Raw genomic sequence first — 24,521 nt, forward strand, 5'->3', positions numbered from 1 at the left:
CTAAACTACCGCCCTGCCCAAACCGTCGATCCGACAGGAGAGCCGACCTATCCGTTTGGGTCATCTCTTATCTGTTTGCCAAACTGCCCAAGCGGATTTCCCAACGCCATAAAGCATCAACGGCCTTGCTCAAACGCAATCACGCAGTCTGAGGGTCAGGCCACGACACGCTGAGCGAGATGCTTGCTCTGAGAAATTCAAAAGGAAACGACATGACGATTGACCTCAGCAACGATGCATTCGAGTTCACCGGCACCGCCATAAATGACATCATGGGCGATGGATTTAACAACATCGACGGCGCGGTCTTATCCGTCGCCGCACAGGATGCCATTCGGATCAACGGTAATCAGGGCGACGACGAGATCACAACAGGTCGTGGCAACGATCTCGCCGCTGGCGATATGGTCGGCGCAGAATGGACCCTCGTCGACGGCACATGGACCTATAATCAGGCCGCAGTGGTACACAGCACATATGGCGCAAACACCTCCTTCAATGACATCATCACCACAGGCGCAGGCAATGACGTGCTGCTGGGCAATGGCGGCAACGACCTGCTGTTTTCGGGCGCAGGAAATGACATCGTAAATGCGGGCTCTGGCAATGATCGCGCCTTCGCAGGTCTGGGCAATGATACGGTCAACCTTGAGCAGGGCAATGATTACGCCGAGGCGGGTCTGGGCAATGACATCGTCAACGGCGGTGCTGGCAATGATGTGATCTATGGCGATCTGGCGGGTGATAATCTGCTGGCCCGCGCGCGTGATGATGCCTCTACTTTTACAGCATTGGCACAAGGCGGGGCATGGGCCATTACCGACAACCAAAGCACAACAGAAATCTCGCAATCCGCTGCAACAGTCGCAGGAAAGACATATACAATCGCCTTTGATCTCGCCGCAAACTTTTCCGCAGGCAACTCCTCAGCCACAGTCGAAGTCATCTGGAACGGCGAAGTCGTCGACACGGTCGAGACAACGTCAGGCGCCTACGAGACGTTCGAAGTCGACGTTGTCAGCACGGGAAATGGGGGCGCGTTGAGCTTTCGCGCTGTTGAGGGATCAGATGGCATCTCCTACAATTTCGACGGTCCGATCATTTCCTATGAAACGACTGTCTCCTTCGGGGGGGACGCGATCACGGTAGACGCATTCGCCGCAGGCCAGTCCAATCTCTATCAGGTCATCAACGGACAACTGAACGTCTTTGATGCTGAAAAAAATGAATACACTGTCATCGGCGATGCACCCGATTTGCGCATCAACGCTGTTGGCTTCAACATCGAAGACAATCTCATCTACGGCGTGGCAAAATCCAGCGGTCTGGATGCGCTGGGCAATCAGGTCAACAGCTCCGACATCGTCATGATTGACGCCAGCGGCGACGCCTACCGCGTGGGCGACGGGTTTTACGGCGATTATGTCGGTGACTTCGATGCAGAAGGCAACCTGTGGACCTTCCACTCCGGCTTGAACCGCATCAGCGTTGTCGATGTCGACAACTTCGACGCGGATGGCAATCCCGTGATCCAGCATTTCCACTTCCCCAGCGACATGTTCACAGACCGCACATACGATATCGCTTTCAACGCCGAGCAAAACTGCTTCCTCGCGGTGGTGGCACCGGATCACAATGGCGGCCATGGGCGTGTGGTGCGGATCGATACCAGCACTGTGACCGATGGCGGCACACCGACATTCTCCGAGCTTGAAATCACCGGCACCCTCCACGGTGATACAATGCTCGATGGTATGCCGCGCGGCGCGTATGGCGCAGTATTCTTCGATGCGGATGGCAATCTCTACTTCGGTCTGAATAATGGTGATCACGACCTTGATCAATCCACCTCCACCCAAGGCGGCATTTTCCGCATCAATATGGATTGGCACACGGGCGAAGCATTCGCCGAATTCATGGCCGAAACGGTCTCAACAGGCTCGAACGATGGTGCCGTCGATCCCCGCTCTGCCGATGCCTTCGCCGAGATTGACGCAGAAGCGGCCGTTTTGTTGCGTGGCCCGACATTGACCCAAGTGGAGGGCGGCAACGACACCCTGCGCGGGGGGGAAGGGAACGACGAAATCTACGGCAATGCAGGTGCCGATGACATCAATGGCGGTGCGGGAAATGATATGCTGTCTGGCGATCAGGGCGATGATTTGATTTCGGGCGGATCAGGCAACGACGAACTGCTCGGCGGTGAAGGCAACGACAGCTTGCGTGGTGAAGCAGGAGATGATGCGCTTAACAGTGGCGAAGGAAGTGATTATCTCGCTGGCGGCTCAGGCGATGATGCTTTGATCGGCGGGGCGGGCACTGACAAGATTGTCGGCGGAACGGGCGCAGACGAAATTCACGGCGGCGCAGGCAATGACAAACTTTGGGGTGGCAACTGGAGCGGTGATTCCACCGCAGATACATTTGTATTCGAAGCGGGCGATGGTCAGGATTTTGTCTTTGATTTTGAAGCAGGCACAGACATCCTCGATCTGAGCGCCTTTGGTACAGATCTTGCAGAAGTCACAGACGCTGCACGCGATGAAGGGTGGGCAACAATCATCGACCTGTCCCAACTCGCCGCTGGCCAAGCAGGCGACCAAATCACACTCCTGTCCGCAGAATTGGCAGCGCTTGAAAGCGAAAGCTTTATCTTCTGATCCCTTCTGTGCGCCCGATGACTTGGAAAAGACGTCGGGCGTTAGCGCAGCAACGGTTTATTGAAAACTCAGTCAAACCAGAAAGCTGCATCAGCAGTAACGAAACAGCCCGCGCAAACTGCGCGGGCTGTTTCCGGTTGATTGGTTGCGGGAGTAGGATTTGAACCTACGACCTTCAGGTTATGAGCCTGACGAGCTACCGGGCTGCTCCATCCCGCGCCAATGAGGGTTCTCTAAGTCATGATGAGGAGGACAGCAACCCGATATTTTGAAAATTTGGTCAAAATCCAAGTATTTTATTTGAAGCGGTAAGCTTGGGGTTTCTTAATGAGTGCATGACTACCTCATTGGTGGTGGAATGTGAAAAAATTCCTCTGCTGTTGTATTACAACTATCTTCAAAGCGTGTTGATTTCCTCCTGCATCTTAGCCGCTTTAGCCAAGTCCTGTTTTAGCAACTCACGCAGCGCTGTTGGGCCATCGCTGCGCAGGATAGCGGAGGGATGTAGTGTGATCAAAACGGGGATACCCTCGCGCCCGCGCTCGACCCGCCCGCGCCGTGCCATCAGCGCCGTACCATCCCCCGTGAGCGCCAGCGCTGCAGTAGCGCCCAATGCAAGGATGAAGGCAGGCTGAACGAGGGCAATCTCCTGCTCCAGCCAGAGCCGACAAGCCTCCACTTCGCTGCGATGCGGGCTTTGGTGGATGCGCCGCTTACCCCTTGGAGAAAATTTGAAATGCTTGACGGCATTGGTCACATAAGCTGCGTGACGGTCGAGGCCTGCCTCGCTCATTATAGCATCAAGCAATTGCCCTGCAGGACCGACAAAAGGCACACCCTCAAGATCCTCACGATCACCGGGTTGCTCTCCCACAATCATCAAGGGCGAATCGAGTGGCCCTACACCCAATACTGCTTGCGTTGCTTGTGCGCCTATCGGACACCGCGCACAGGCATGTAGATCGTGGGCTTCATCGCGCGTCGGCAGACGCTCCAATATCCGCTCGGCGCGGATGGGGGGTAGGGTCGGGGCATCCTCCTGCATTTTGCGCATTCGCGCTTCTGCTCCCGCAATCAAGCCAGGAATCAAATCCGCTTCGGGCAGGTTCTTCCAGTATTTCTTGGGCATCTCCGACTGCATCGCCTTCACCTTGAGGCGCGCGGGGTTAAAGATGTTGGCGTAGTACGTTTTCCAAAGCTCTTCTGTCTCGTCACTCAGATCAAGGCGCTCGCTGGCCACCGCTTCATGGCTCACATCTCCCCCCGCAAACCGCGTGGTCACTTCGGGGGTGACAATCACCCAATCCATATCGCCAAACCGCCGCGTGAAAAACGACGCAATCAATTCCTCGATCCGGTGGTCAGGTTCGAACCAGCTGATGAATTGCCGCCTGTTCGCGCCATGGGGTGTCACATCGCGAAAACGGACAAAAGCTTTCATTTTGTGCATGTCGCGGCGGACGTTCTTGGCCCATGCCTCCAATTGTTGCACTTCTGCGTCTGCACGATTTCCCAACAGCCGCGCATTGCCGCGACAGCGCAGCAGCACACGGTAGAGAAGATCATGCACGCCGCCGGCGCGGTGCGCACAGACCAGTTTGGCCAAAGGTAAAAACGCTGATGGCACTGATATCTCGCGCGGCACGGGCAGGGGAGCGCCGCCACCAAACAGGCCTTCTTCTTCTCCCTCCAGCGCCCACTCGATATCATCCGCAGGGATGTCATTGCTGGCCAAGGCACGGGCCGCATCGCGCCATGCTTCAAAAGTCGCCAGTCGCGGCAGGCGAGGGCTATAGATCAAAACAGACTCATCTGCTCGGGTGGGGGGGCAAACCGCGCACGCAAATTGGCTGCGTCGGTCAGTCCGCCAGGGGACCAGTCGCGAGTAGTGATAAAGGGCTTGGCTTTATTCACCAATGCACCGATGCGTTTGAGATCGCCAAACCCCAACGCACCACTGCGCCGAGCTGACAGGATGCGCTGCACCGATTTCGTCCCGAACCCCGGAACACGAAGCAGCATATCCTTGCCTGCACGGTTCACATCCACAGGAAAGACATGTCGGTTGGCTAAGGCCCACGCCAGTTTAGGATCAATCTCCAGATCCAGCATCCCGTCCGTCGCGGCCGAGGCTATCTCGTCTGCTTGATAGCCATAAAAGCGAAGCAACCAATCCGCCTGATACAACCGGTGCTCGCGCACCAATGGTGGCTTGATGAGGGGCAAGGAGGCCGTGCTGTCAGGAATGGGCGAAAAGGCTGAATAATAAACCCGCTTCAATTTGTATGACGAATAAAGCCGCGTTGAGCTTTGCAAAATAGTGGCGTCATTTGCACCGTCCGCCCCCACGATCAGTTGCGTGCTTTGCCCTGCCGGCGCAAACTTTGCGCTCCTCCGCCCCGTATGCGTGCGTTCCTTGGCGGCTTGCTTGCGCAGCTCCACCCGCCCCATGGCGCGGCGTATCTCGTTGCCGTCCTTCTCAGGCGCATAAGCTTTGATTCCCGCATCTGTCGGCAATTCGATGTTCATCGACAAGCGGTCCGCCAACAGGCCAGCTTCCTCGATCAACTCGGGCGAGGCATCGGGAATCGTTTTGAGATGGATATACCCGCGAAAATTGTGATCCTGCCGCAAACTTCTCGCAATCCTCACCATATCGGCCATCGTATCATCAGGGCTCTTGATGATGCCCGACGACAGGAACAAGCCTTCGATATAATTTCGGCGATAAAACTCGGTCGTCAGATGCACGACCTCTTCCACCGTAAACCGCGCACGCGGCACCTGAGACGACACACGGTTGATGCAATAGGCACAGTCATAAATGCAGAAATTCGTCATCAGGATTTTCAGCAAACTGATACAGCGCCCGTCAGGCGCGTAGGCATGACAAATCCCCGACCCTTCCGTACTGCCAAGGCCAGTGCCATCCGCGCTATTGCGCTTGCTCGTGCCAGACGACGCACAGCTTGCGTCGTATTTCGCCGCATCGCTGAGCAGGGCCAGCTTTTCCTGAAGGTTCAATTTTGCCATGATGTTCTTATAATGTTCTCAACCTCCGGCAGGCAAGCAAATTGAAACGGGAATGTTTATTTTGCATGCGGCGGAACATCGCAGCCTGCATCTGCGTTGAACGATATGATAAAACACATTTTGACTGCTCTCACCCTTTCCTTGCCCGCAACGCTTGCCGCCGAACAGGTCGGCAATGTCGATGTGGACTGGCTCGGAAATGACCTGATAATCGAGGCTTTGGCCGATCCTGAGGTCGACGGGGTGACATGCCACGTCACCTATTTCGAGCGTGGCATAATCGACCGATTGCAAAAAGGAAACTGGTTTGAAGACCCGTCCAATTCCTCAATCTCCTGCCGTCAAACTGGTCCGATTAAAATCGGTGATATCGACCGCGATGATGAGGGCGAGGATGTATTCACCAAGTCACGCTCCATCGTTTTTAAATCCATTAAGGTAAAGCGGATTTTTGACGAGAAAAACCAGACGCTGATTTACATCAGCCACGCACGCGACGTGCAAAACGGCTCTGCCAAGATGTCGATGTCCACAGTGCCACTCTATCGCCCCTGACGGATTGTGCGGCGGGGAAGAGCCATAGGCAAAGCCCCGCGTGCGACGCAGTAAGGGCAGTTGCCACGCGCCTGCATTCCTTTATCATTCGTCAAAAGACCAATCAGGCGAGCAGGTATAATGACATTTTCACGCAGACATTTTCTCATGGGGGCCAGCGCCCTCACCCTCACCGCTTGTGGCGGCGGGGCAACAACGTACCAAAGCAGAGCAGACACAGGCGGCTTGCCCGCCGATCTGCGCCCGACCCCCAATGCGGGCTATGACGCATGGGTCAGGGGCTTTCGCAGCCGCGCCGCATCGCGTGGCATCTCGCAAGCGACATTGACCGAGGCTTTCCGCGGCACAGGCTTCCTGCCTGGTTGCGTGAGACGTGACCGCAACCAGACCGAGTTCAAGCGCAGCCTTGAAGACTACCTTTCCATCGCAGCGTCCGACGAACGCGTCAGTAAAGGTCGCGCCGCGTTTGCCCGTCACCGTGGCACCCTGCAAACGCTTGAGGGGCAATACGGTGTCGACGCAGAAATCATCTGCGCCATCTGGGGCTTGGAGAGTTATTTCGGCGAGCGCAGAGGTGATGTCCCTGTGATCTCGGCCACGTCCACGCTGGCCTTTGACGGGCGACGCGGCGCGTTCTTTGAAAAGCAATTGATCGCCGCGCTCAAGATTGTGCAAAACGGCGATATACCAGCCTCCCGTATGACAGGGTCATGGGCGGGCGCGATGGGGCATACCCAGTTTATACCAACGTCGTATCAGGCCTTTGCCGTTGATTTCACTGGCGATGGCCGCCGCGACATCTGGTCCGAAGATCCCACGGATTCACTCGCCTCCACCGCCGCCTATCTCAAGCGGAACGGTTGGTCACGCGGCACCAAATGGGGCGGCGAAGTGGGGAGTGGCGCACCGCAAGGGCGCACCATCCAACCACAGGCGGGCGGCCCGCGCTTCTCTGTCACGCGCAACTTCAATGCGATCAAGCGTTATAATAACTCTGACGCCTACGCGATCGGTGTGGGCCATCTGGCAGACCGCATCGGTGGCGGCGGTCGCTTGCGCGGCAGCTTCCCGCCCGATGCAAACGGCCTGACAAAAGATGATCGTATCACCCTGCAGCAGCGTCTCACCGCCAAAGGGTTTGACACAGGCGGCAGTGACGGCGTGATCGGCCCCAACAGCGAAAAAGCGATCAGCGCCTATCAGGCAAACCAAGGCCTGCCCGTGACGGGAAAGCCGTCCCTATCCCTGCTAAGCCAGTTACGCTAACTAAAGAGGGGTGATCGCAATCAGCGTTTTGCGCGATCACCCAACTTCAAGATTTCAGATGACTTTTCTATTGAAGTTGCAATTTGAAACAAATTGCCGATTTTGCATATTTCGTCGCATTCGAGCTCAATTCTGGAAATAGTCTCACAATTGAAAACATTAGGGGGCGGCCCCGACATGCAGATATCATTATGCAAACACTGCCGCTTGTACTCTTGGCTCTTAACGCCTGTGGACCTCTCCCATTTTGAGATGCAACGCGCCATGGGAGCCATCGACAAAGGGGCCTATACCGCCGTCCGTATCGGCATCGCCGCCGAGCCCTCGCTGCAGCGCTGATCGACACAGAAAACCATGCAAATCGGGCGGGAGCCAAACCGCAGGCAGCCTAACGTGCGGATCAGGAAGGCCTCGACTGGGACATCTCGGCCACGTCAAACTCCCCTGCGAAGCCAATCAGCACCTCACTGCTCAAAGCGTACGACTATCGCGCACGGCGGCACCATAAGCTGCGCAAAGTAGGGCAGGCAGCTTGCGCAAAATCAATATTTTATATTATCGGAGAAACCTGGTGCTGTGAGGGAGGATTGAACTCCCGACCTCGTCATTACCAATGACGCGCTCTACCACTGAGCTACCACAGCGTTGGTACCGCGCTGACTAGCGGCAAATGCCGCGCCGTGCAAGCCAAATTCTCAGCTATCTGGACCCCGCCGCATCGCTGCGTTAGACAAGCGTCATGGCAGACAAACAGCCCTCTCAAACAAGCGACCAATCGCAGGCCCAAACGGCTAGAGCGGCAGAAGCTGCGCGCAAAAAGGCGCGGCTGGCTCAAGCGCTGAAAGCCAATATGGCACGGCGCAAGGGACAAGCTCGCGCACGCGCTTCCGAGAGCGATACATCAGGCACAGCGCAAGACGCGCAACACAAGGAAGACTAAGGCATGGACGCAATTCTGGTACGGGGCGGCGGTCCGCTCTCAGGCTCAATTCCGATCGCAGGCGCAAAGAATGCCTCACTCGCCCTGATGCCAGCAACGCTGCTGAGTGAGGAGCCTCTGACCCTCACCAATGCGCCGCGCCTCAGCGACATCCGCACCATGACGCAGCTGCTACAATCATTGGGCGCTGAAATAACAACGCTGCAAGAAGGTCGCGTGATTTCGATGTCTTGCCACGGGTCCATCAACACCCGCGCCGAATATGACATCGTGCGCAAAATGCGCGCCTCCAATCTGGTCCTCGGCCCGCTTTTGGCGCGTGAGGGCTATGCCGAAGTGTCCCTGCCGGGGGGGTGTGCTATCGGCGCACGCCCAATGGACATCCACACCGACGGGCTTGAAAAAATGGGCGCCAGCATCGATTTGCGCGATGGCTACCTCTATGCAAAAGCCGCCGGTGGCCGCCTCAAAGGGGCTGTGATTGATTTCCCCTTCGCCTCCGTTGGTGCAACTGAAAACATTATGATGGCCGCAACTTTGGCAAAGGGCACGACAGTCATCAATAACGCCGCGCGCGAGCCAGAGATTGTCGATCTCGCCGATTGCCTGCGCCGTATGGGTGCACAGATCGAGGGGGACGGCACCCCTACAATCACGATCCAAGGCGTTGACCGCCTCGGTGCCGCCACACACCCCATCGTCACAGACCGGATTGAGCTTGGTACCTACATGCTCGCACCCGCCATCTGCGGCGGCGAAGTTGAGCTGTTGGGCGGCCGCATCAACCTCATCGGCGCTTTTTGCGAAAAACTGGACGCAGCTGGTATCGAAGTGACCGAGACGGAAAAAGGCCTCAAGGTCAAACGCCGCACGGATCGCGTAAAAGCGGTGGATGTCACAACCGAGCCTTTCCCAGGCTTCCCGACGGACCTTCAGGCACAAATGATGGCGCTCCTCTGCACAGCTGAAGGCACCTCGACACTGGAAGAAAAGATATTCGAGAACCGCTTTATGCACGCTCCCGAACTCATCCGCATGGGCGCAAAAGTAGAAGTGCACGGCGGCAAAGCCATCGTAAAAGGCGTCGACAAACTGAGAGGTGCGCCCGTCATGGCCACCGATCTGCGGGCCTCCGTCTCGCTGATCCTCGCGGGGATGGCCGCTGAAGGTGAGACAAAAGTTTCCCGTGTCTACCACCTTGATCGCGGCTATGAGCACGTCGTGGCCAAACTCTCCGGCGTTGGCGCCAATATTGAGCGGATCAAAGACGAATGAGCATGGATGCAAAATTCGAGGACGGCGGTGAGTCCCCCCTCAACCTCGGCGCTCTGGACGCGGATGATCTGAAAATCATCTCCTCACTGACCCAAGACGCCGTTTTTCCCGCCTCGGAGATGAAGTGGGACAAACGGGCAGGGCGCTTTGCCCTGCTCCTGAACCGCATGCGCTGGGAGGACAACGGATCTGAGCGTCACGCCCCCGAACGCGTGCAATCCGTGCTGATGTTCAACACCGTCCAGAGTGTCGCGTCCCAAGGCGTGCCAAAAGGCGATGCCGACACGGTTTTGTCGCTCCTGCACATCGGCTTTGAGCAAACAGACGCCCCCTCAGGCCATATCATCCTCACGCTGGCAGGTGACGGCGCAATCCGCCTCACCGTCGAAGCGCTGGACGTAACACTCAAAGACGTCACACGCCCCTACACGGCCCCATCGAAAAAACGCCCTAGCCATCCCGACTGATGGTCGAAATTCGGGAGGCCACGGAAAACGACGTAGACCAATGGCGCAGCCTGCGCCGCGACGGAATGGTGCGCTATCCGCATGCATTCATGCTGTCGCTGGCCGAACATGAGGCCAGCAATGATAAAGATGATGTGTCCCGCTTGAAAAGCGGTGGCAAGTTCCTCGCTATGCATGAGGGTAAGCCCGTCGGCATGATCGGCTTAAATCCCTATACCCTGCCTTCCATGCGCCACCGTGCCGAGATTGGCCCCCTCTACGTGGTACCTGATTTCCAAGGAACATCTCTCGCAAGGGACCTTATGCGGGCCGCAATCGCATACGCCACACGTGCGGGCCAATGGCAATTAGAGCTTACAGTTAACGAGGCAAACACCCGTGCTGTTACTTTCTATCTGCGGGAGGGCTTCACTCAGTACGGGCGCCTTCCCAACGCAGTAATCGGTGAAAACGGTCCCGAAAATGACTTGATGTTGTTGCGCATCCTGCCGCACCCCTCTTGAGGCCAACGCCATTCCCCGCTAACTCGGGGTCCAACCACAGGAGCTTCCCTCATGCCCGTATTCCTAGACGCCACTGCCCCCGATTTTGAAGGAGCCTTCACCACGCTTCTAAACGCCAAGCGTGAGGACAGCCCGGATGTGGATGCTGTAGTGGCAGACATCATTGCGGAGGTGCGCAAGCGCGGCGACGCGGCTGTCATTGGTCTAACTGCAAAGTTTGACCGCATCACGCTCACCGCTGACACCCTTCGTATCACTCCAGCAGAGATCGCAGCAGCCTGCGAGGACGTCAGCGCCGAGGACCGCAAAGCCCTAGAACTCGCTGCCGCCCGCGTCCGCGCCTACCACGAACGCCAACTCCCCAAAGACGAAGAATGGACCGACGACACAGGGGCCACTCTTGGCTGGCGCTGGTCCGCCGTCTCCGCCGCTGGCCTCTACGTGCCGGGCGGCCTCGCGAGCTACCCCAGTTCGGTCCTGATGAACGCCATCCCCGCAAAAGTCGCGGGCGTGCAGCGTCTCGCCATGGTTGTCCCCACACCTGATGGCATCCTCAACCCTCTGGTCCTGCTCGCCGCTCAAATCTCTGGCGTGGATGAAGTCTACCGCATCGGCGGCGCACAAGCGGTCGCCGCACTCGCCTATGGCACAGATACCATAGCCCCCGTTGATAAAATTACTGGCCCCGGCAACGCCTTTGTCGCCGCCGCCAAGCGCCGCGTCTTTGGCAAAGTCGGCATCGACATGATCGCTGGCCCCTCGGAAATCCTTATCGTCGCCGACGCTGACAACGATCCCGACTGGATCGCCCTTGATCTGCTGTCTCAAGCGGAACACGACGAGAGCGCGCAATCAGTCCTCATCACCACAGATGCCGGCTTCGGCAAGGCAGTTGCCGCCGCCGTCGAAAAACGCTTGGAAACTCTCCAACGTGCCCATATCGCAGGCCCCTCGTGGCGCGACTTTGGCGCGATCATCACCGTGCCTGACCTCGACATAGCCGCGAAACTCACCGACCGCATCGCCCCCGAGCACCTTGAGCTTTGCGTTGCCGACCCCCACGCACTGAGCGCCAAGATCACCCACGCAGGCGCGATATTTTTGGGCCAATGGACTCCCGAAGCCATCGGCGACTACGTTGGCGGCCCCAATCACGTCCTGCCTACTGCCCGCTCGGCACGCTTCTCCTCCGGCCTTTCAGTGCTGGATTTCATGAAGCGCACAACTCTGGCTCACATGACCCCCGCTGCTCTTCGCGCCATTGGCCCCGCCGCCGAACGTCTGGCCCGTTCCGAGAGCCTTGAAGCGCACGGTCTGTCTGTAACGGCCCGTCTGCGTAAACTGAATGATTAGCGCCTGTTTTGCCGCTGCAGCGCAAGAAGCCGAGCCGACACATCCACGACAAAGGGTTGCCGCATCTTGATGCGAACGTCGCGAAGCGCAAAGCGGGGCAGCCACGCCCACTATTTCAAAACTTTGCGTGGGAAAGCCCAACTGCGGTGCGGTAAACGAATTTCTACCATTTTTAGTTAACGATTTAGTCGACAAACCCGAGCTTTCTTGCTTGGATCGTTGGTTGAAAATTCGTCTTTTGCGGCAGTCTAGCATGCACAGAAATAGGCGTACAAAGTGGCAAAGACAGCTTGTTCCAAGACGCTCGACTGTAGGGAGTTGAGGCGCATCGAATGCGTTCCGTTGTGATATTATGCAACGCATGTGTCACAGGGTGGCCTTGCAACGCTTCCTTGCTATCTATGCTCGCCATCGCAGTGATTGCGTGACCCGCGTCGCTGGTCTATCAGGGGATTCACACCGCCCAAACCGGAGCCACACCATGTCGCGCATCACCCATATCGTAATTGATGACGCCAACTTGCCGGCCCCCACGCCCGAGATTGAGCAAGAGCGCCGCGTCGCGATGTTCGATTTGCTCGAAGACAACACTTTTGTTCTACCCAGTCGCGATGACCGACCCGCCCCCGTGGGGCCCTACCACCTTGGCCTGTCGATCCGCGACAAGCGCCTTGTGTTTGATGTGGCCACCGAAGACGATGAAAAAGCCGCCGAATTCCACCTCTCCCTTGGCCCCTTCCGCCAAGTTGTAAAAGACTACTTTCAAATCTGCGAGAGCTACTTCGACGCTGTCAAAAAACTCCCCCCCGCCCAGATTGAGACGATCGACATGGCGCGGCGCGGCATCCACATGGAAGGCTCCCGCGTCCTTCAGGAACGCCTTGAGGGCAAAGCCGAGATCGACATTGATACCGCCCGCCGCCTCTTCACCCTCATCTGCGTCCTGCATTTCGGAGGCTGAGGCGTGACCCAAGAGCTTCCCCAGTCGGTTCTCTTTTGCTGCGACCACAATGCCGTCCGCTCCCCCATGGCCGAAGGGCTGATGAAGCAGATGTACGGGATGGACGTCTATGTCCAATCCGTCGGCGTGAAAAATGATCTGGAGATCGACGGCTTTTCCATCGCCGTCTGTCAGGAACTCGGCGTGGAACTCTCCCGCCACCGCTCGCGCAGCTTTGACGAGATGGAGAACTGGGGCGACGACCTAAGCTCGTTCGATCTGGTCATAGCCCTCTCGCCCGCTTCCCAACGCCGCGCGCTGGAACTCACCCGCTACTTCCACCTTGATGTTGAATACTGGCCGATCCTCGACCCCACAGGCTTGGGCGAGGGGCGCGAGGCAAAACTCACCCAATTCCGCGCAGCCCGCGACCAGATCGCCACACGGCTCAAAGACCGCTTTGGCGAACCGACCCAGTCACAAGCCTAGGTGCAAACGCGTGATGCGGTCTGGCCAAAGGCCTTCCAAACATCCCAGAACGCATTGTCGGAGGCGCGATCGGACTGCCGCCATTCCTGCAACTTATGCGGATCCTTGAACGCCTTAACCCCGCGCCGCTGCTGGGCGCTGGACAACTGCTGGTCCGCAACCGCCTGAACACAGCCACACCGCTGAGAACTCGCCGCCTTGCGCCCCTGCGACATACACGCACGCTGGATCGGCCCCGTGGCAAAAAGCTGCGTAGGCGCATAAGCCCCGCGAGTCGTGTAATTTGATGCACCACCGCCGCCACAAGCGGACAGCGCAGTGGCCGCAACCAGTACCAAAACCGTTGTTTTCATAGTCTCTGCCTTTGTCTCAAGCCGCGGGTGGGGTTTTCCCCTTTGGTGCGGCGTTATCTGCTCTGGCGCGAGATTAGCACAGATGCAGGGCAGGGGGCAAATGGGGAGTGGACTACCGATGATTGGCTTTGCGAATGAACGCGGCCAAGCCGTTGATCTGCTTTTTTAAGTCAAGAACGTCGAGGTTCAACTCTTCCTCAACTAGCTTTTGCGCGACTTTTACCTTTTCTGCCGTTCCCATTTTCGTTCCATCGCTTGATTTGGACCTAAGACAATTCATACGGTTGGCAAACTCATCCCCTACGTTCGGAAGCTGATAGGTGGTCGGATGAACCAACTTCAATGCTTCATGTAACTTCTCAGCGTCAAGATAGTTTTCAATCTCTCGTCCTTGCGTAATCCAAGCAAAACCAGAATTTTCTTTATACTCACTTAGAATTCTCATCTTGGTCGCGTTATATCGCGCTCCATTCTTTGGCCGATCACTATCTAAAATGATGGCAGAATTCTGATTGAGCGCTTTCAGATTTATAAAGTCGGCAACCAAGTCTTCTTCACCAGTTAGGTGGCTCAGAAGCCGCCCACCATAAAACATGATCGAATAGTCGATACCCTCGACCAGTTCTGGATCGACTTGTTTGAGCCACTGCTTAATGTAAATTCGGTCAGAAGGTCCTTCGACCCAGATCACACTGTTCGCTTGTACAACATCTGATGCACGATAACCTAAGCGATCGCTCAACAGTCGTCGTGAAGCGCGAGCAGAGACACTCCGAATGGTCGTTGAACTTCCATCGTTCTCAACTTGGAAAATCCTGCCCTCTGGCATGTCAATGAATGCGGCAGAATGGGTAGAGACGAAGTATTGGCTAGTAGTATTGTCCTTTAGGTAAGAGAGGAGTTGGCGTTGTAGGATCGGATGTAAATGCAGCTCTGGTTCTTCGAGGCACATAATTGTGCCGTCATAGATGGTGCAGTAGGCACCGATCATGATCACTTCCTCAATCCCTGTTCCCAGCGAAGAAAGAGGAAGTGCTTTTCCGTCCATTCTGACAATGATGGCTTCTCTATTGTGGGGGATTTCAATTTCAGCGTCTGGCTTACCAAGAACGGTCTGCAATAAGTGATTAAGCTTCTCGAATTGCGTCTTATTTTCTTGTTCTTCTATCGAGGGATTTTGTAGCCTTTGAAGCTGACCAATAAGACCTTCGCCGCCAAGGCCTTCAAAGGCTTGCTCTCCGTCGCCAATTTGCCGCACCGCAGGCAGCAAGTGAATGCTCGGAAATGAAAAGCTGAAAATGCCATCGATCCTGCTAAGAGTTTCAGGAACATGGTGCTGTAAGAGGCCACCGCCACTATGACCGGTAAGACGTTTCCAAAGAGCGTACCAGTCATCGCTATGCATTGCGCTTCCCACCGTACTACGATCAACGTGCTTAAACGCAGTAAATTTACCTTTGCCTGCTTCATTTGCTTCAAACCAAACCAAGTCAGAGGCACCACTTAGCTCGTAAAAAAAATCAGAAATTGATTTACCTGATCGCGTTTGACCGCTGTCAGTTTCCTCCACTTTATCAAGGAATTCGTCCCTCTCAATGCCAACGGCAATTACTGGGTGGGTTTTTCCGCTCTCGCGATGTTGATCCAAATAGGGCAGATTTATTGCTTTTGTGGAATTCGAAGACAGGGCTTCGCCATAGCGAGCAAGGAAATCAAGAATCGTCGACTTTCCGCTGTTGTTTGCGCTCGCAAAGAAGTTGAAACGCTTCAATGGCGCGATTTCCTGCGTCTTACCTATCCCACGGTAGTCACCGAGTCGAAGGCCCTCGATAAATATCGTCATTCTATTAGTTTCCCCGCGACATCATCCACCTTGACCGCTCCTCAAAACCCCTACATATCAAATCTATGACACCACTTTCACACATCCGCAATTTCTCCATCGTCGCCCACATCGACCATGGCAAATCCACCCTCGCTGATCGCCTCATCCAAGAGACGCAGACCGTTGCCTTGCGCGATATGAAGGCGCAGATGCTCGACAGTATGGACATCGAGCGCGAGCGTGGCATCACGATCAAGGCCCAGACCGTGCGCATCAATTACAAAGCGCTCAACGGCGAGGAATATGTCCTTAACCTGATCGACACCCCCGGTCACGTCGATTTCGCCTATGAGGTCTCCCGCTCCATGCGTGCGGTTGAAGGCTCTCTGCTGGTTGTTGACAGCACCCAAGGCGTTGAGGCCCAGACGCTGGCCAACGTCTATCACGCGCTCGACGCTGACCACGAGATCGTGCCCGTCCTGAACAAGATCGACTTGCCCGCCACCGATTGTGACCGCGTCGCCGAACAGATCGAGGACGTCATCGGCATCGACGCCTCTGAGGCGATCCGCGTCTCCGCCAAAACGGGCGAAGGCATTGTCGAAACCCTAGAGGCCGTCGTCCACCGTCTCCCCGCCCCCAAAGGCACCCTCGACGCCCCGCTAAAAGCGATGCTCGTCGATTCGTGGTACGACAGCTATCTCGGCGTGATCGTCCTCGTCCGCATCATGGACGGGCAGCTCCGCAAGGGCGACAAAATCACGATGATGCAAAACGGCTCGGTCCACCACGTCGACCGCATCGGCGTCTTCCGCCCCGCCATGACAGAAATCGACGTCCTCGGCCCCGGCGAAATCGGCTTCCTCACCGCGAGCATTAAACAGGTCCGCGATACCCGCGTTGGCGACACCATCACCCACGAGAAACGCGGCTGCACAGAAGCACTCCCCGGCTTCAAACCCTCCCAGCCCGTCGTCTTCTGTGGCCTCTTCCCCGTGGACGCCGCCCTGTTCGAGGACCTCCGCGACAGCATCGAAAAACTCGCCCTCAACGACGCGAGCTTCAGCTACGAGATGGAAACCTCCGCCGCCCTCGGCTTTGGCTTCCGCTGCGGCTTCCTTGGCTTGCTGCACCTCGAAGTCATCCGCGACCGGATCGAGCGGGAGTATGACATCGACCTCATCACAACGGCCCCCTCCGTCATCTACGACATCCACATGAAGGACGGGACCATGCAGCAGCTGCACAACCCCGCCGACATGCCCGACCTCACGTTTGTAGAACACCTCGAAGAGCCGCGGATCAAAGCAACCATCCTCGTCCCCGACGAATACTTGGGCGATGTCCTCAAACTGTGCCAAGACCGCCGCGGCATCCAGATGGACCTCACCTACGCAGGCTCCCGCGCGATGGTCGTCTACGACCTGCCGCTCAATGAGGTGGTCTTCGACTTCTACGACCGCCTCAAATCGGTGACCAAAGGCTACGCGTCCTTCGACTACCAGATGATCGGCTACCGCGAGGACGCACTGGTCAAAATGTCCATCCTCGTGAACGACGAGCCTGTCGACGCGCTCTCCACCATGGTCCACCGCGACCGTGCGGAAATGCGCGGCCGCGCCATGGTCGAAAAACTAAAAGACCTCATCCCCCGTCACATGTTCAAAATCCCGATCCAAGCGGCGATTGGCGGCAAAGTCATCGCCCGCGAGACACTCTCGGCCATGCGCAAAGACGTGACGGCCAAATGCTACGGCGGCGACGCCTCGCGTAAACGCAAGCTGCTGGATAAGCAGAAGGCGGGTAAGAAGAAGATGCGGCAGTTTGGGAGCGTTAATATACCTCAAGAGGCCTTTATCTCAGCGCTGAAAATGGATGGATGATTGCAGCAGACGAAGTTCGTTTTTTACAGTTCTACGATAGTAAGGCAGAGCATTACCATTGTACTCACTTATGACGTCGTCAATGCAATCGGCATTCATCTCTTCAATTAACTTGCAACAAACTAACAGAGAGAAGCGCCCGTCCATACTCCGTACAAGTCCTTGGAGGCTTGATAGACCCTCAATTCGCCGAATATGACGGAGCGAGAGTTGACTGATTCCTATTGAAACTCGGCTTGGATTTAAACCAAGCGAGATCAATATCATTACATAAGAATATTCTATAAATCGAAAATAGAATGGTCGAAATTGCATTTCAGATATCGTCAGCGCAGCTGCGTAAGCCCGTACATCTGATGAAAATTCGTTAAATTCTGATACGCAACGAAATATTTGTGATCGACGCGTGTTGATCATTCAATTTCGTCTTCGTTGTCCATTGGGTGAAAGTTCTGGGTTAAGCGCCACGGAATTAGTGCACCAAGTGCAGCAACTAATGCCAGCTGAATGCCGATGTCATAAAGAAAGAACTCCCATAGGCTCAGCATTACCGAAGAAAATCCACCGATTGAGTCCTGCTCAGCAATCCAGCCGTACGAGTTGATCGTAAGCGTTAATAGCGCACCCCAATATATTATGTAGATCAACGCGATATATGAGATGGGAACATAGTCGGTTATTTGGTACTCCCAACGTAAATTATAGAGAGAAGTACCCAGAAGAACTGCCTTGATGATCCCGAGGGTCCAAAGGAACTGTGTGAATTGTTCAGAACTCAAGATATAGTGGCCAAACATCCCAGAAATAAAGGGGCTTATTGCCATTGTGAGAACGAGTGAAAGGACTGAAACCCATATGATACTTGTCCGCGCTTTCGACTTGTCCACTGCGCGGTATGGACCTCCAACCATGTAAAAGCGGTCTTCATCAAAATACTTCGCATACAGTTCGTCAGAAAAGCCGTAAGGAAAAAAAGCGAAATAAATGGGTACATAAGCCTTGCGAGTCACTCTTCGATAGATAATTGGTAAATCAAAAATGAGATAGGCAATTATACAGGGGACAAGAGCGTATTCAAATTCCCACGTATTTAACAAAATGTCCATTTTTTAGATCCGTCTCTAATATTTGTTTTGCATTAGGAAAGTTTCTCTATCTTATCAAGCCTTCGGAGAAAGCCAATTCCCTGATTTGGCAGCGCCCGAACCGCGCCTAAGGGAAGGGCGCTTCGCACCAGCCCCTCTGTTCGTGCGCGGTGCCTCTAATTGAAGACTGCTCCAAATAGCCTATCTTTAAAATAACCCAAAGAGGCCCCCCATGATCCACTTCGCCTTCGCCATCTACTCCATCGTCTTCTCCACCCTCTCGGGCGCGCTCGTCGTGGCCGTCATTGTCGCGGGCTATTTCTCGTGGACCTCCATGATCACCTCCATGATCGTGGGTGCCATAATCTCCCTCCCCGCGACCTACGCCGTTCTAAAACAAATGGACTGGTCAGAGCCTGACGAAAAACATGGCACGCCGCAGGATCGGTGGTACATCCGCTAAAACCGACCTGACTGGACCCCAAAATGACCTGCCCCCTCTGCACCACTGACGCGCCCCTCACCGACACCCCCGTCACAGGCGGCCCCGCTGACGCCTCCATCACCATCTGCGCCACCTGCGCCGACCCCCAAACACCCCCTGATCATTTCCGCGCCATCGCCTCGACTATGTGGTCCGAAGACGCGGCCCTCCAAGTCTTCGCCCTGCGCACTCTAAGACGTCTCGACACCGACTGGTCCCGCGATCTGGCCGAACAGCTCTACCTCGACGACGAAACCCAAGCGTGGGCCGACAACCAAGCCGCCGCGACCAACCACCGCGACAGCAACGGCGTCCCCCTCGCCACAGGCGATACCGTGGTTCTGATCAAGGACCTCAACGTCAAAGGCGCAGGCTTCACCGCCAAGCGCGGCACCGCCGTCCACCGCATCACCCTCGTCCCCGACAACGACGCCCATATCGAGGGCCGCGTTGAGGGCCAGCGCATCGTGATCCTGACGGAGTTCGTCAAAAAGCGCTGAGCGGATCAGTGACCCGCTTTTTCCTTGAGCGCTTCGATCCGCTCTGACGCTTCGGCCTTGGTCAGATCGCCATTAAACTCCTCGCCCGTCTCCTCGCACAGCGTCTTGAGATAACTGCCCTGCGCGCCCGTCATTGGCTCGTCGCCCGTCACCCAATCTTCGGGGTCTTTGACGGCATTTCCTGTCGGCTCTGTCTTTGGGTTTTCCATGATATTCTCCTTTTGTTCACGTCTAATGCGCCAGACCCGCAATGGTTCCGCGCTACGGCTATCTTGACCTGAATCAAGGTCGCGCCGTCACGCTGCGCCTATGCTCCTCCTGACAACGCGCACAAAGGAGCCTCCCCATGATCCGTCTCGCCTCCATCCTCTATTCCATCATTGCCACCACGCTGGCGGGCAGTGGTGTCATCGCCGTGCTCGTCATGGGCTACGTCAGCTTCCCGCCGATCCTCATGGCTGCCGCCGTGGGCGCGCTGCTCGCCCTGCCAATCTCCTACATGGTCGCACGCAAGATCACCCACCTGACTGCAAATTAAAGAGTGCCAACGTGGTGTACGGGGGGTGCACAGGGGGTGTACAAGGGGTGACACCCTGTTTTTGCCTTTGGAGAGCCTCATGACCCCCTGCATCCTCTGCGTCGCCATCACTGGTTCTGTCCCCACCAAGGCCGCTAATCCCGCCGTCCCGATCTCCATTTCCGAGCAGATCGAGAGCACCCATGCGGCCTATGAGGCAGGCGCCAGCATCTGCCACGCCCATGTGCGCAATGACGACGAGACGCCCAGCTCAGACCCCGATAAATTCGCGGCGCTGCAGGAGGGGATCAACGCGCATTGCCCTGATATGATTATGCAATTCTCCACAGGTGGCCGCTCTGGCGCGGGTCAAGAGCGCGGCGGAATGCTGTCCCTGCGCCCCGATATGGCAAGTCTGTCTGTAGGCTCCAACAACTTCCCCACCCGCGTCTATGAGAACCCGCCACAGCTGGTCGATTGGTTGGCGTCCGAGATGGTGAAATACGACGTCAAACCCGAAATCGAATGCTTCGATCTGAGCCACATCCACAAAGCGGTTGAGATGAACCGCGATGGCCGCATCAAGGGCCAGCTGTACGTCCAATTCGTCATGGGCGTCAAAAACGCCATGCCTGCCGACCGCGAGACCTTTGATTTCTATATCAAAACCGTCGAACGTCTCGCCCCTGATGCTCTCTGGTGCGCAGCCGGAGTAGGCCCTAACCAGATCATCCTCAACGAATGGGCCATTGCCGCAGGGGGCCACGCAAGAGCAGGTCTCGAAGACAACGTCCGCCTCGACAAAAACACGCTTGCCCCCTCTAATGCGGCCCTGATCAAACGCGCCGCTAAACTGTGCGCCGAGTATGAGCGCGCAGTAGCAACCCCGACCCAAGCGCGTCAGATGCTTGGCCTGCGCCCCGCCTGAAGTAGCCCTGCGATATCGGCGGGGATGGCGCCAGCATCGAGCAGAACCCGAACGAGATCGCCGGTGAATGCCCATACCGCTTCGGTATGGACCAGATGGTGGGTAAGCAGGCCAAGTGGTTCCTCTTTGTCCGTCAGACCCATACGGCGGTCGCGCAGGGTCGTAGTAATTCCGATGACCAGTTCTTCGGGATCCGACAACCCCCGGTGACCACGCCAGAATATCGGATCAATATGCGTGTTGATCTGCGTGATGTTTTGAATGGGTTGAACGGCTTGGCGGGGTCCGTAGGTCGACAGGCCCCGATATCCTGATGCTTCTAATATCGGCAGTACTTCAGGAGCGATGCGGTTCCACGGCGGGACGAAGATCGAAACCAACCGGTCGCCAAAGCTGTCCTTCATCCGGTCAAAAGCCTGGCCAAGCTCTGCTGGGACATCCGCACGCATATGTCCAAACTCGGCATTTTTAGAACCAATAGGCGCATGGCTCTCATGTCGCCAGCCATGGATAACGGGGATCAACTGTGCCTGCTGTTTGACCTCGGCGATCAGGGAGTCCTCGATCAAATCGGGTATGATAGCGAGGTGAACAGGCAATCCCGTTTCTGTTGAAAGTTCGGACAGTCTTACCAATGCCGGTGTCTCTGCCACGGCGTCATCGTCTCGCCACCAAAGCGGGAGAATCAGGTTCTCACTCCGCCAGTGCGACATCTCTTGTGTCAAAGCGGACCAGTCAAATCTCATTGCTGTCTCCTTTGCGCATGGGTGACTGCGACTGTTCGGGCCGCGCCATCAAAACGCACAAGGCTTCTGTTCCGGCGCGGTTCTGCAATGACAGCATCGATTGCGGTGCAGAGGTTCTGGGCGGTAAGATCCGCGCGTAACAGCATTCTGATCCCGTCTTGTGCTGAAAGGGCAGAGGCGCGTAGGCCTTGCTCGACTTCGCCCCCTTCATCGAATGGAATGAACACCGCAGGTGTGCCTGCCTGCAAGATGTCGAGCGCGGTATTATACCCGCAGAGCGAAACAGATGCGGCGGCATGGTGGAGCATCTGGCGGAAGTCGGGCCGCGCGGGCTCTACAATCACATCTGGTGGTGCCGTTTTGCGCAGTGCGTTGATGCGATCATCCGGATTTGCACCGCCAACAAGGATACGCATTGGCTTCTTGATCTGCGCTGCTGCCGTCATCGCCGCCTCATAAATCGGCCCGCCTACGTCGCCGCCACCAGCACTGACAATAACCTCATCTGCACCAACCTTATCAGGATGCGGACCCACCGCCGTCGGTGTGACATAGCCTGTGTAATTTAACTTTGCCCGCAAGGTGGATGACACAGGCCAACTGGTGTCCAGCGAGGTGAATTTTTCATCGGAATGGACCAGAACGCTGTCATAATACGCACTCACCATTTCATCGGCAAAGGCTGCTTTTTGTGGTTTGGATGGCGGTGCAAGAATATCGCGTACAGAGGCGCAAATCAGTGGCGGTTTTTGCATATCTTTAGCGGCATCCAGCAGAGCGCGAAATTCGTCCCGCAAAATTCGGCGACCAAAGGGAAAAAGCTCGGTAATGAGGATGTCGGGGCGGAAAGCGGCCAATGCACAAAGTAGGGTATCTTCCCTAGCGGCCAGATAGTCTGGTGTGGCGACCGTGTCTTCAGATGTGAGCAAGCGGGAAAAATTAACCCCGTCGGAGCGAAGGGGTGGCAGTTGCACCAGTTTATCCCCATTTTTGGTGAGTAACGGCGCAGGCATCCCGCCTGACACCACACAAGTAGCATCTCCCGCAGCATCAAACGCACGTGCCAAAGTGAGCGCTCGGGCCAAATGCCCGGTGCCAAGCAGATGGGTGACAACAATCATAACGTTCATGGCGGGCGGCTTTCCAATCTGATGGAGTCGGGCAGTAAGGTCCAGTCGTTGCCCCTTATTTCGATCACAAACAACCGGTTTCGCTTGACTGCAAAAGGGGCAAGACCGTCGAAATTCCATCCTGTCGCATGGGCCATCAATACGCGCATCACACCGATATGGCACACGGCGACCGTATTGGTTTTTCGCTGTGCCACCCATGGCAATAGACGCGCATGCAGCGCTGCGGGCGACTCTCCATTCGGAGGCGTATAGTGCCAACCCCATGTTTCGATATCGCGGTGATCACAGGAAGGGTCGGAACGCAGTTCTGCGGCTTTGCGCCCCTCCCAATCGCCCCAGTTCATTTCCATGAGCGCAGCGTCGGTTTTGGGCGCGTGTCCACCGACCAATCGGGCGGTATGGGCCGCACGTTCCAGCGGGCTGGACCACAAATCAGCGCTGTCCCATGGTGTGGGCAGGCGTAGTGCGCCAAGTTCCTGTACGGCATAAGCATCCAGCGGGATGTCGCTACGCCCTTGAACACGGCCCTCACGGTTCCAGGTGGTGTGGCCGTGGCGCAAGAGTGCAAGGCGGATCATGTGACGCCTACCTGTCTCAGCCCAGTGCGCAGTGTCTTGGCGGCGGCAGGTAGAAGATGATGTTTGGCCATATATGCGCGGATATCGTCAGGGGCGGGTGCAGGTATCATGGCAAATTCGGCCATACCAGCTGCGCCAGCATCGACAGATGGATAAGTCCGAGGGTATAGGACATCGCGCACGCCCGGGCGGTCTTGGGCGATGACGGGCAATCCATAGGCCTGTGCTTCCAGATAGGTCATGCCGAACGCCTCATCCACACCGGGCCAGATCAAGGCGCCAGCGCGGGCGTACGCGGCGGCAAGGTCGTCAGGATCCAAGGCACCGAGGAAACGCACACGATTTGCAAGCGGCGCCATGGCAGCTTCGACTTGAGCTCGGGCGGGGCCGTCGCCTGCAATCTCAAGCTGGGTGGTTTCAGGCAGCAGGGCCATGACATCCGCGATGATCTGGTAGGAGGGCAGTTTGGCAGCTACCCGCATCATTCCCACACTGAGAAAGTGCGTGCCATGCGCGGTGCGGGGTAACCCAGTCTGGGACAGGAAGGGCCGCAGATGTATAAGCCGCTGACTTTGGGGCGCATACTTTGCCAGCGCTTCATGGTCGCGCTCGGTCAGGTAAAAGACTACGTCCGCAGCATCACATGCCGCCTCGGCAGCGCGGGCAAAAGCGTCCCATGCTCCGCCCAATCGTTTGCGGGCGCGTGTGCCTTCTATCAACAGGTAGGGGACACCAAGGGCGCGGGATACGGCAGGACCAATGAGATCGGGCGCTTTATAGTAGCTGTGATAAGTCACCCAAGCCTGCCAGTTCGCATCGCGCCCTTGCGTGATTATCTGCGGGATCAGCGCGGTAGCTTTGGCCAGAAGGTTGGCCTGAATAGTGCCGTCGCCCACACCATCACGGCTGCGCAATGTACAGGGAATATCAACATGCGTACCCATGTAATCAAAAGCGGCCAACAGGCTTTGGGCCATTGCGCGGTCCCCTGAGGGAACAGGGTCGGCA

At 56.5% G+C, this 24,521-nt stretch carries 25 protein-coding genes and 2 tRNA genes; 15 read left to right on the forward strand and 12 right to left on the reverse strand.

Annotated features, from left to right (window positions below):
* Positions 1 to 212: 212 nt before the first annotated feature.
* Positions 213 to 2,660: a calcium-binding protein gene (locus Q0775_RS11640; protein WP_298860731.1), complete on the forward strand. Its 2,448-nt coding sequence runs from the start codon at positions 213 to 215 to the stop codon at positions 2,658 to 2,660.
* 142 nt (positions 2,661 to 2,802) lie between these two features.
* Here the strand turns inward: Q0775_RS11640 and Q0775_RS11645 are convergent.
* The 3 genes from Q0775_RS11645 to Q0775_RS11655 form a co-directional block, all read right to left on the reverse strand.
* Positions 2,803 to 2,879 (reverse strand) — tRNA-Met (locus tag Q0775_RS11645).
* Positions 2,880 to 3,057: 178 nt separating this feature from the next.
* Positions 3,058 to 4,461, reverse strand: a complete 1,404-nt coding sequence (locus tag Q0775_RS11650; protein ID WP_298860734.1) for a UdgX family uracil-DNA binding protein — start codon at positions 4,459 to 4,461, stop codon at positions 3,058 to 3,060.
* Positions 4,458 to 5,693: a putative DNA modification/repair radical SAM protein gene (locus Q0775_RS11655; protein ID WP_298860737.1), complete on the reverse strand. Its 1,236-nt coding sequence runs from the start codon at positions 5,691 to 5,693 to the stop codon at positions 4,458 to 4,460. The genes Q0775_RS11650 and Q0775_RS11655 overlap by 4 nt, the downstream gene beginning before the upstream one ends.
* A gap of 105 nt (positions 5,694 to 5,798) precedes the next feature.
* On the opposite strand from Q0775_RS11655, the gene Q0775_RS11660 reads away from it, so the two are divergent.
* Positions 5,799 to 6,248: a CreA family protein gene (locus tag Q0775_RS11660; protein WP_298860740.1), complete on the forward strand. Its 450-nt coding sequence runs from the start codon at positions 5,799 to 5,801 to the stop codon at positions 6,246 to 6,248.
* A 120-nt stretch (positions 6,249 to 6,368) separates the two neighbouring features.
* Positions 6,369 to 7,514 (forward strand): lytic murein transglycosylase, encoded by a 1,146-nt coding sequence (locus Q0775_RS11665; protein ID WP_298860743.1) that lies wholly within the window; start codon positions 6,369 to 6,371, stop codon positions 7,512 to 7,514.
* A gap of 569 nt (positions 7,515 to 8,083) precedes the next feature.
* Here Q0775_RS11665 and Q0775_RS11670 read toward each other — a convergent pair.
* Positions 8,084 to 8,158: transfer RNA gene (locus Q0775_RS11670), tRNA-Thr, on the reverse strand.
* A gap of 95 nt (positions 8,159 to 8,253) precedes the next feature.
* Here Q0775_RS11670 and Q0775_RS11675 point away from each other — a divergent pair.
* From Q0775_RS11675 to Q0775_RS11705, 7 genes are all read left to right on the forward strand, one after another.
* Positions 8,254 to 8,454: a hypothetical protein gene (locus Q0775_RS11675; RefSeq protein WP_298860746.1), complete on the forward strand. Its 201-nt coding sequence runs from the start codon at positions 8,254 to 8,256 to the stop codon at positions 8,452 to 8,454.
* A gap of 3 nt (positions 8,455 to 8,457) precedes the next feature.
* Positions 8,458 to 9,729, forward strand: a complete 1,272-nt coding sequence (murA, locus tag Q0775_RS11680; RefSeq protein WP_298860748.1) for a UDP-N-acetylglucosamine 1-carboxyvinyltransferase — start codon at positions 8,458 to 8,460, stop codon at positions 9,727 to 9,729.
* Positions 9,726 to 10,196: a DUF2948 family protein gene (locus Q0775_RS11685; protein ID WP_298860751.1), complete on the forward strand. Its 471-nt coding sequence runs from the start codon at positions 9,726 to 9,728 to the stop codon at positions 10,194 to 10,196. Before murA ends, Q0775_RS11685 begins: the two co-directional genes overlap by 4 nt.
* Entirely contained in the window at positions 10,196 to 10,699 is a 504-nt protein-coding gene (locus tag Q0775_RS11690; protein WP_298860753.1) for a GNAT family N-acetyltransferase, read from the forward strand. Before Q0775_RS11685 ends, Q0775_RS11690 begins: the two co-directional genes overlap by 1 nt.
* A 51-nt stretch (positions 10,700 to 10,750) precedes the next feature.
* Positions 10,751 to 12,052, forward strand: a complete 1,302-nt coding sequence (gene hisD / locus Q0775_RS11695) for a histidinol dehydrogenase (protein ID WP_298860755.1) — start codon at positions 10,751 to 10,753, stop codon at positions 12,050 to 12,052.
* Between the two features lie 481 nt (positions 12,053 to 12,533).
* Positions 12,534 to 13,013 carry a UPF0262 family protein gene (locus Q0775_RS11700; protein WP_298860758.1) on the forward strand — a complete coding sequence of 160 codons (480 nt, stop codon included), beginning with the start codon at positions 12,534 to 12,536 and terminating at the stop codon, positions 13,011 to 13,013.
* Positions 13,014 to 13,016: 3 nt separating this feature from the next.
* Positions 13,017 to 13,481, forward strand: a complete 465-nt coding sequence (locus Q0775_RS11705; RefSeq protein ID WP_298860761.1) for a low molecular weight phosphatase family protein — start codon at positions 13,017 to 13,019, stop codon at positions 13,479 to 13,481.
* Here Q0775_RS11705 and Q0775_RS11710 read toward each other — a convergent pair.
* Both Q0775_RS11710 and Q0775_RS11715 read right to left on the reverse strand, forming a co-directional pair.
* Complete coding sequence (locus Q0775_RS11710) at positions 13,478 to 13,834, reverse strand: hypothetical protein (RefSeq protein ID WP_298860765.1); 357 nt, start codon at positions 13,832 to 13,834, stop codon at positions 13,478 to 13,480. The two genes, Q0775_RS11705 and Q0775_RS11710, sit on opposite strands and share 4 nt — an antisense overlap.
* A 112-nt stretch (positions 13,835 to 13,946) precedes the next feature.
* Entirely contained in the window at positions 13,947 to 15,677 is a 1,731-nt protein-coding gene (locus tag Q0775_RS11715; RefSeq protein ID WP_298860767.1) for an AAA family ATPase, read from the reverse strand.
* A gap of 65 nt (positions 15,678 to 15,742) precedes the next feature.
* On the opposite strand from Q0775_RS11715, the gene lepA reads away from it, so the two are divergent.
* Positions 15,743 to 17,542, forward strand: a complete 1,800-nt coding sequence (lepA, locus tag Q0775_RS11720) for a translation elongation factor 4 (protein ID WP_298860770.1) — start codon at positions 15,743 to 15,745, stop codon at positions 17,540 to 17,542.
* 413 nt (positions 17,543 to 17,955) lie between these two features.
* Here lepA and Q0775_RS11725 read toward each other — a convergent pair whose 3' ends face one another.
* Complete coding sequence (locus Q0775_RS11725; protein WP_298860773.1) at positions 17,956 to 18,648, reverse strand: hypothetical protein; 693 nt, start codon at positions 18,646 to 18,648, stop codon at positions 17,956 to 17,958.
* A 211-nt stretch (positions 18,649 to 18,859) separates the two neighbouring features.
* On the opposite strand from Q0775_RS11725, the gene Q0775_RS11730 reads away from it, so the two are divergent.
* Entirely contained in the window at positions 18,860 to 19,090 is a 231-nt protein-coding gene (locus Q0775_RS11730; RefSeq protein WP_298860776.1) for a hypothetical protein, read from the forward strand.
* A 23-nt stretch (positions 19,091 to 19,113) separates the two neighbouring features.
* Positions 19,114 to 19,611 (forward strand): alkylphosphonate utilization protein, encoded by a 498-nt coding sequence (locus Q0775_RS11735; protein WP_298860779.1) that lies wholly within the window; start codon positions 19,114 to 19,116, stop codon positions 19,609 to 19,611.
* 5 nt (positions 19,612 to 19,616) lie between these two features.
* On the opposite strand, the gene Q0775_RS11740 is transcribed toward Q0775_RS11735, so the two are convergent.
* Positions 19,617 to 19,820, reverse strand: coding sequence for a DUF3072 domain-containing protein (locus Q0775_RS11740; RefSeq protein ID WP_298860782.1), 204 nt, complete (start codon positions 19,818 to 19,820; stop codon positions 19,617 to 19,619).
* Between the two features lie 137 nt (positions 19,821 to 19,957).
* Here Q0775_RS11740 and Q0775_RS11745 point away from each other — a divergent pair, with 137 nt between their 5' ends.
* On the forward strand, positions 19,958 to 20,149 hold the full coding sequence (locus Q0775_RS11745; protein WP_298860785.1) for a hypothetical protein: 192 nt from the start codon (positions 19,958 to 19,960) through the stop codon (positions 20,147 to 20,149).
* A gap of 79 nt (positions 20,150 to 20,228) precedes the next feature.
* Entirely contained in the window at positions 20,229 to 21,056 is an 828-nt protein-coding gene (locus tag Q0775_RS11750) for a 3-keto-5-aminohexanoate cleavage protein (protein ID WP_298860788.1), read from the forward strand.
* Here the strand turns inward: Q0775_RS11750 and Q0775_RS11755 are convergent.
* The 4 genes from Q0775_RS11755 to Q0775_RS11770 are packed head-to-tail and all read right to left on the reverse strand — an operon-like array spanning position 21,029 to position 24,490.
* A complete protein-coding gene (locus Q0775_RS11755; protein WP_298860792.1) occupies positions 21,029 to 21,802 on the reverse strand; it encodes a polysaccharide deacetylase family protein in 774 nt (257 codons plus the stop codon). The genes Q0775_RS11750 and Q0775_RS11755 overlap by 28 nt on opposite strands.
* Positions 21,799 to 22,932 (reverse strand): glycosyltransferase, encoded by a 1,134-nt coding sequence (locus tag Q0775_RS11760; RefSeq protein WP_298860795.1) that lies wholly within the window; start codon positions 22,930 to 22,932, stop codon positions 21,799 to 21,801. The genes Q0775_RS11755 and Q0775_RS11760 overlap by 4 nt, the downstream gene beginning before the upstream one ends.
* Positions 22,929 to 23,513 (reverse strand): histidine phosphatase family protein, encoded by a 585-nt coding sequence (locus tag Q0775_RS11765; RefSeq protein ID WP_298860798.1) that lies wholly within the window; start codon positions 23,511 to 23,513, stop codon positions 22,929 to 22,931. Before Q0775_RS11765 ends, Q0775_RS11760 begins: the two co-directional genes overlap by 4 nt.
* Complete coding sequence (locus Q0775_RS11770; RefSeq protein WP_298860801.1) at positions 23,510 to 24,490, reverse strand: glycosyltransferase; 981 nt, start codon at positions 24,488 to 24,490, stop codon at positions 23,510 to 23,512. The genes Q0775_RS11765 and Q0775_RS11770 overlap by 4 nt, the downstream gene beginning before the upstream one ends.
* Positions 24,491 to 24,521: the final 31 nt, after the last annotated feature.

This window comes from uncultured Sulfitobacter sp. (assembly GCF_947499945.1).
Taxonomy (GTDB): Bacteria; Pseudomonadota; Alphaproteobacteria; order Rhodobacterales; family Rhodobacteraceae; genus Sulfitobacter.

Excerpts from the sequence above, each read along its gene's own strand:
- Q0775_RS11660 (WP_298860740.1), top strand. The coding sequence starts at position 5,799 with ATGATAAAACACATTTTGACTGCTCTCACCCTTTCCTTGCCCGCAACG.
- Q0775_RS11685 (WP_298860751.1), top strand. The coding sequence starts at position 9,726 with ATGAGCATGGATGCAAAATTCGAGGACGGCGGTGAGTCCCCCCTCAAC.
- Q0775_RS11675 (WP_298860746.1), top strand. The coding sequence starts at position 8,254 with ATGGCAGACAAACAGCCCTCTCAAACAAGCGACCAATCGCAGGCCCAA.
- Q0775_RS11655 (WP_298860737.1), bottom strand. The coding sequence starts at position 5,693 with ATGGCAAAATTGAACCTTCAGGAAAAGCTGGCCCTGCTCAGCGATGCG.
- Q0775_RS11640 (WP_298860731.1), top strand. The coding sequence starts at position 213 with ATGACGATTGACCTCAGCAACGATGCATTCGAGTTCACCGGCACCGCC.
- Q0775_RS11690 (WP_298860753.1), top strand. The coding sequence starts at position 10,196 with ATGGTCGAAATTCGGGAGGCCACGGAAAACGACGTAGACCAATGGCGC.
- Q0775_RS11765 (WP_298860798.1), bottom strand. The coding sequence starts at position 23,513 with ATGATCCGCCTTGCACTCTTGCGCCACGGCCACACCACCTGGAACCGT.
- Q0775_RS11710 (WP_298860765.1), bottom strand. The coding sequence starts at position 13,834 with ATGAAAACAACGGTTTTGGTACTGGTTGCGGCCACTGCGCTGTCCGCT.
- Q0775_RS11770 (WP_298860801.1), bottom strand. The coding sequence starts at position 24,490 with ATGGCCCAAAGCCTGTTGGCCGCTTTTGATTACATGGGTACGCATGTT.
- murA (WP_298860748.1), top strand. The coding sequence starts at position 8,458 with ATGGACGCAATTCTGGTACGGGGCGGCGGTCCGCTCTCAGGCTCAATT.
- hisD (WP_298860755.1), top strand. The coding sequence starts at position 10,751 with ATGCCCGTATTCCTAGACGCCACTGCCCCCGATTTTGAAGGAGCCTTC.
- Q0775_RS11715 (WP_298860767.1), bottom strand. The coding sequence starts at position 15,677 with ATGACGATATTTATCGAGGGCCTTCGACTCGGTGACTACCGTGGGATA.
- Q0775_RS11740 (WP_298860782.1), bottom strand. The coding sequence starts at position 19,820 with ATGGAAAACCCAAAGACAGAGCCGACAGGAAATGCCGTCAAAGACCCC.
- Q0775_RS11750 (WP_298860788.1), top strand. The coding sequence starts at position 20,229 with ATGACCCCCTGCATCCTCTGCGTCGCCATCACTGGTTCTGTCCCCACC.
- Q0775_RS11745 (WP_298860785.1), top strand. The coding sequence starts at position 19,958 with ATGATCCGTCTCGCCTCCATCCTCTATTCCATCATTGCCACCACGCTG.
- lepA (WP_298860770.1), top strand. The coding sequence starts at position 15,743 with ATGACACCACTTTCACACATCCGCAATTTCTCCATCGTCGCCCACATC.
- Q0775_RS11725 (WP_298860773.1), bottom strand. The coding sequence starts at position 18,648 with ATGGACATTTTGTTAAATACGTGGGAATTTGAATACGCTCTTGTCCCC.
- Q0775_RS11755 (WP_298860792.1), bottom strand. The coding sequence starts at position 21,802 with ATGAGATTTGACTGGTCCGCTTTGACACAAGAGATGTCGCACTGGCGG.
- Q0775_RS11730 (WP_298860776.1), top strand. The coding sequence starts at position 18,860 with ATGATCCACTTCGCCTTCGCCATCTACTCCATCGTCTTCTCCACCCTC.
- Q0775_RS11700 (WP_298860758.1), top strand. The coding sequence starts at position 12,534 with ATGTCGCGCATCACCCATATCGTAATTGATGACGCCAACTTGCCGGCC.
- Q0775_RS11665 (WP_298860743.1), top strand. The coding sequence starts at position 6,369 with ATGACATTTTCACGCAGACATTTTCTCATGGGGGCCAGCGCCCTCACC.
- Q0775_RS11760 (WP_298860795.1), bottom strand. The coding sequence starts at position 22,932 with ATGAACGTTATGATTGTTGTCACCCATCTGCTTGGCACCGGGCATTTG.
- Q0775_RS11735 (WP_298860779.1), top strand. The coding sequence starts at position 19,114 with ATGACCTGCCCCCTCTGCACCACTGACGCGCCCCTCACCGACACCCCC.